Annotated in this window: 3 protein-coding genes; all 3 read left to right on the top strand. The window is 47.6% G+C overall.

Annotated features, from left to right (window positions below):
* The coding region (locus GX419_08835) for a hypothetical protein (GenBank protein ID NLI24796.1) at positions 1-1,733 on the top strand (1,733 nt) is incomplete at its 5' end.
* Between the two features lie 35 nt (positions 1,734-1,768).
* Entirely contained in the window at positions 1,769-2,950 is a 1,182-nt protein-coding gene (locus tag GX419_08830) for a T9SS type A sorting domain-containing protein (GenBank protein NLI24795.1), read from the top strand.
* A gap of 127 nt (positions 2,951-3,077) precedes the next feature.
* The coding region (locus tag GX419_08825; GenBank protein ID NLI24794.1) for a SpoIIE family protein phosphatase at positions 3,078-6,343 on the top strand (3,266 nt) is incomplete at its 3' end.

Here is a 6,343-nt window from a genome sequence, read left to right as displayed (position 1 = left end):
TTACCCCTGAGAATTACTGGATAGGGCAGGAGAGTGGTATCAGCAATACTACTGGGAAGTACAATGTTTTTATGGGGTACCAGTCGGGAATGGCCAATACCACCGGAATGTACAATGCTTTTGTCGGGTACCAGTCGGGGACGGCCAATACCACCGGAACGGCCAATGCGTTTTTCGGAAATCTGTCAGGCAAATCAAATGTTGACGGTGGCGCCAATACCTATCTTGGCACAATGGCAGGTATCAATACCATTGGCGGCAGTTACAATACCTTTGTCGGAGGTGCTGCCGGTGCCTCATTTAAAAAGGGAAACAACAACATCTTTATTGGAGTATATGCAGGAGGCAATGGAAATTTTACCTCAGTGCCAGAGGGGGGCGACAACAATATTCTGATTGGAAACGGTTCCGGGGCGCACCTTACCACCGGATATGACAACCTGGCAATAGGAACATCGGCTGCAATTTTTATCACTACCGGGAATTCCAATGTAGCCATCGGGAAGGAAGCCGGCAGATCGCTCACAACCGGGGCTAATAATTTGTTTGCCGGTTATCAGGCCGGTTACAGCAATACAATATCGGGATACAATGTATTTTTAGGCTATCAGAGCGGGTATTCCAATAACGAGGGACAGTACAATGCTTTTCTTGGCTATCAGGCCGGTTACAGCAATACAACATCGGGATACAATGTATTTTTAGGCTATCAGAGCGGGTATTCCAATAACGGCGGACAGTACAATGCTTTTCTTGGCTATCAGGCCGGTTACAGCAACACTACAGGCAATTATAATACCTTCATGGGATACCAGTCAGGTTTTCTGAATACAGGTGCATCGTATATTACTGCGGTGGGCTACCAGGCAGGTTATTCTCTGGCAGATTGGCAGGCAGGTACCTATGTGGGTTACATGGCAGGGAAATATAACACAGGCCGGACGAATGTTTTTGTTGGTAATTCGGCCGGATATACTGTATCAACCGGTGAGGACAATGTGTTTGTCGGCGGAGGTGCCGGCGGGGATTATGATAATTCATCCAGCAGGTTCACAGGAAGCCGGAATGTATTTATCGGTAAATATGCCGGTTTCCGTTATTTTAACGGAAGCAACAATGTATATCTGGGTACTTCAGCGGGGTCTGATGCCACCGGCTCGGGTAACATTTTTATTGGATATAGTGCAGGGCAGGGTACTACCGTATCCAATACCCTGATTATTGACAATGCCGGTGGAGGTGCTTCTTCGGCATTGATGTACGGCGATTTCAATCTGAATCAATTGCGTTTCAACGCCAATGTAGGAATTAATGCTTCAGCAAGCAGTTATTATGGACTGTTTGTCTCCGGAGGTACATCTTATGCACTTTATGTTAATGGGAATGCTTATTGTTCTGGCACGTGGTTCGGTTCTGATATACGCCTGAAAAAGAACATTGTGCCCCTTAGCGGAAGCCTCGGGAAAATTCTGCAGTTGCAGGGTGTGAATTTCGATTACCGTACAGATGAATTTCCTGATAAAGGCTTTGATAAAGGAAGACAAATCGGTTTTGTTGCCCAGCAGGTTGAACCGCTATTTCCTGAGCTTGTCAGGGAAGGTCCTGACGGGTATAAGGCCGTTGATTATTCCAAGCTGGTTCCGGTGCTGGTGGAAGCCATCAAGGAACAGCAGAAGCAGATTGAACAGCTTCAGCAGAGGGTTGAACAGCTTGAGAAGCAAAGCAGGCCATGATGCAGGGTATTTAACACCAATTAACCGGTAAGCAGATGAGATCCTTATTCTTACTCGGGATGTTATTGATGCTGACCTGCTCCATGCAGGCCCAGAAAGGCATTATTAACAAAGGAGCCCTGATTGTGGTGAGCGGCAACGCTGTGATATCAGCCCAGGGTTCCGGTGCTTCCTATATCAACCAATCGGCAGGTGCTGTTTCCGGCCGGCTGAGCCTGAACGGTAAAATTTATTTGCAGGGCGACTGGCTGAACAACGCCGATGGAGGGACTGTGCTTCTTAGCCCTTCCAATGCCGGGGAGGTGATTTTTCAGGGAGGTTCTGCCCAGACCATAGGTGGGACCCTTCCTACTGTTTTTGGCAAAATTTCTGTCAGTAATCCCGGAGGGGTATTTCTTTCCAACCATGTTTCCCTTGCCGGCGACCTGTTGCTAAACACAGGATCTTTGTACCTGTCCGATTACCATCTTACTCTTGGACCTATGTCGGCCGTTGCCGGAGAGCCATCGGAAATGGCTATGGTAATTACCGACGGAGCCGGCGAACTGCGAAAAAAATTTGATGCTCCTGCCGGTTTTGTTTTTCCTGTAGGTGATAACACCAATGTTCAAGAATATTCGCCGGTGTCGGTGCTTTTTACCTCAGGTACCTTTGCCGGTGACGCCTTTGCATCTGTGCGCGTTTTCAATACCAGGCATCCTCTGAATTCCAGTTCAGCCAACTACATTAACCGATACTGGAGCATGTCGCAAAGCGGAATCACTGACTATTCGGCTGAACTGAAATTTTATTATACCCCGGCAGACGTTCAGGGCGATGAACTGGTATTGTTTGGAGGTCAGTATACCGCTCCGTTGTGGACCAAACTCAGTGCAGTAAATACGGCAGAGCATTCTTTCTCAGCCACCACGAATGTGCTTTCTGAATTCACGGCAGGGGAAAGCAGTGCATTTGAATCTACCTCGGTTGCGGAGGAAAAATTCCATGTCCGATTGTATACCTGGCGCAACAACCTGATGATTGCGGCCGATAATCCGGAGGTGCTGGGTCCGTTTGTCGGAATTTATAACCTCACCGGTCAAATGGTTCAGACCTGTGCATTGCAAAAGGAAAAAATTAACCAGATTCAAACCTTTTTGCCCGCAGGAATTTACATTGTGAAAATGGCCGGAAGGGACAAGGTTTACACGGCCAAACTATATTTTCCGGGCAACTGAAGCAGATAATGCCTTTTGCCTCTGTAGCCTGTTGAGCGGATATTACCATAATTTTCGCTGGGCAAATGGTTGTTATCACCAATTAACTTCTTATCTTTAAGACGAAAATAACCGCACCGGGATGCACATGGTTTTTCGTCTGCGTATTGCATGTATTCTTGGGTTTGTGGTGCCATTTTCCCTTTTTTCCCAGGTTTTTGAAAAGGGGATGGTGCTGGTTAAAAATTACTCACCGATTGAAAACGGGTTCGGAGCCTGGAACTATGCTGTAGCCAGAGATCATCGCGGTGTAATGTATTTTGGCAACAACGATGACGGGGTGCTCGAGTACGATGGCGTTTCCTGGCGCAAAATCTTTGTCCCCAAAGGCATTGTCTGGTCACTGGCTTCCGATAGTGAAGGAAGAATTTATGTAGGCTCCGAGGGTGATTTTGGCATGTTGGTTCCCGATGCTTCAGGGAAACTGCAATACCGATCTTTTTTGACTCTTGTTCCCGATTCAGCCCGGCTCTTCTCTTCCATATACAACATTTTCTGCCACGACGGAAAGGTATATTTTGCATCCACCGAATACCTTTTTATTTGGTCCGGGAAAACAATCAGTGTATATGCATTCCCGCGGAGTCTGAATTCCTACTGGTCGTTTCTGGCTAATGGGAAGATTTTCCATGGATCCATATCCAGGGGGCTTCTTGTTTTTGACGGAAAGGAATTTGTTCCGTCTCCCGGAGGAGAGGTCTTTGCTTCCATTCCTGTGCAGGCGGTTTTGCCATACCGGAATGATTCCCTGGTGGTTTTTTCAAGCCAGGGAGTGCGGCTATACAATCCGGTTACCGGACAGGTGAGCGATTTTCTGAGCAGGGAAACTGCTTTGTGGTTAAAGGGCACAAATATATACAATGCAGTTTCGTTGCCTGATGGAAGGTATGCCATCGGGACCATTGAAAAAGGGGTCGTTATCATTGACCAGGAGGGAAGAATGGTCAACCACATTGACAAATCAAGGCGTCTGCAGGATGATGGCGTTACTGCTTTGTATGCCGGAAATGAGCCAACCTCCGGCCAGGGACTGTGGGTTACGCTTTCCTCCGGCATTTCGTGTGCCCAGATCTTTTCTCCCATCCGGATTCTGGGTGAAGAACAGGGGATTGAGGGAGAAATAACCGATGTTGTGAAGTTTAATGGTACGGTTTACATTGCTGCCGGTCGGAAAGTATATTATCTGAAGGGTGAAAATGCATCCGATGCTGCTTTTATTCCTATACCGGGTATTTCTTCTCCCTGGTCGTTTTGTCGCGTGCGCAATATGGGAGGGAAACAGGATTACCTGCTGGTAGCTACTGACTATGGGGTGTTTGAAATTACCGGACCCGGACAATCGGTTTCACTCGAAAAAGCGTATCATGTTCCTGCCTTTAAGGCCAGAGGTTTGTTCAATTCAACCAACAACCAGGGGACTGTGTATGTCTGCGGCCCTGATGGCCTGAACATTCTCCGGAGAATGCCCGCAGGATGGAAATTTGCCGGCACCTTCCATCAGGTAAAGGGAATAGAAACCAGAACTGCCATTGACGATGAAAATGGCAATGTGTGGATTGGTACTTATGCCAACGGAATTATCCGAATCAATATTTCGGGCAGGGATACTCTTGTGCGGCACTATGGACTGGAAGACGGTCTGCCGACCCTGCGCGACGACAACGTATTTATTGTGAATGGCCGTCTGGTATTTGCCACTCCTTCGGGCGTGTATCGTTACAACAGTGCTGACGACAAAATTGTGCCCGATACCCTGATGGGCAGAGAATGGTCTGATGGAAGTAAAGGGGTTTTTAACTTTGTACGAATTGGCCCTCGGGAATACCTCGCAATTTGCGTTCAGGGTAGCCAGGCCTGGGTCGAAAAACTTCTGTTTACCGGCAATAGCCAGAAGCCCAGAGTAATTGAAGCTCCTTTCCGTCCTTTGACCAGAAGAATGATGTATAATGCTTACCGCGATTCCGATAGCGTTATCTGGATTGGCGTGGGAAATGAGCTGTATACCATTGACGAAAAGGTTCCTTTCCGGTACGATGCCCCCTTCAAAACCCTCATACGGAACATCACCATTGGAAAAGACTCCCTTTTGTTCGGAGGATATTTTGCAGGGAATTCATCCGACACATCCTCTTTTCTTCCTTTGCTGCAGCAGGAAAAGGGAATGCTGCCGGAAATACGGTTTGCCGACAACAGTGTGCAGTTTGAATATGCTGCTTCTTTTTATGACAAGCCGGAGGAAACCCGGTACAGCTATTTTCTTGAAGGGTACCGGGATTATTGGTCGGCCTGGTCGTCTGAATCCAAGGTTTTTTTCAGCAATTTGTCACCAGGGCATTACGTATTCAGGGTGAAAGCACGGAATGTTTACGGAACCGAAGGTGAAGAAGCTTCCTTTGCCTTTGTTATTCTTCCTCCCTGGTACCGGACCATCTTTGCCTACATTATGTATGTTGTTGTGGCGGTTTTTCTGGTCTGGGGCATTGTAAAATACAATACGCGAAGGCTTCAGCTTGAAAAAATCCGGCTCGAAGGAATTGTGCAGGAACGTACGGCAGAGATACTTAAGCAGAAAAAAGAAATTGAAAATCAGCGCGATCAGATTGCTGCACAGAAAAAAGACATTACCGACAGCATTGTTTATGCCAGCCGCATTCAGCAGGCGGTATTGCCAACGGAGAAGATTCTGGCCGAGCAGGTGCCGGAACATTTTATTCTTTTCAAACCGCGCGATATCGTGAGCGGAGACTTCTACTGGATTACCCAGAAAGGGAAGCGGACTTACATTGTGGCAGCCGATTGTACCGGCCACGGTGTTCCCGGCGCCTTTATGAGCATGCTGGGTATGTCGTTCCTGAATGAAATTGTGCTGAAAAGTGATATCAATGAGCCGGCTCAGATTCTCAATGAGCTCAGGGAACATGTGATTACCCAGCTGAGGCAGACCGGTGAGGAAAACGAGACGAAGGACGGAATGGATCTCTCTCTGGTAATTATTGACAGGGAAAGGAATGTCATTCAGTTTTCCGGAGCCAATAACCCAATGTATGTTGTGCGTCCGCTCACGGAGGAAGAAAAGAAAAACCCCGTGCCGGAGTCTCAGTTACCCCGCGGAACCGTGAGAAATGAAAATTATGAATTGATGCAGGTGGATGCCGACCGGATGCCGATCGGAATTTCCGCATACCTGCATAAACCCTTCTCTCAGGCGGAACTTCCTCTGGTTACAGGATATGCTCTGTATTTATTATCCGATGGGTACGAAGATCAGTTCGGTGGCCCGCAGGGAAAGAAATTCCTTTCCAGGGCATTTAAGCGACTTTTGCTTCAGATTCAGGATAAGCCCATGGCAGAGCA

Source organism: Bacteroidales bacterium, assembly GCA_012517825.1.
Lineage (GTDB): Bacteria > Bacteroidota > Bacteroidia > Bacteroidales > JAAYUG01 > JAAYUG01.
The sequence above is the reverse complement of the archived record's forward strand: the minus strand, read 5'-3'. Positions and strand labels throughout refer to the sequence as shown.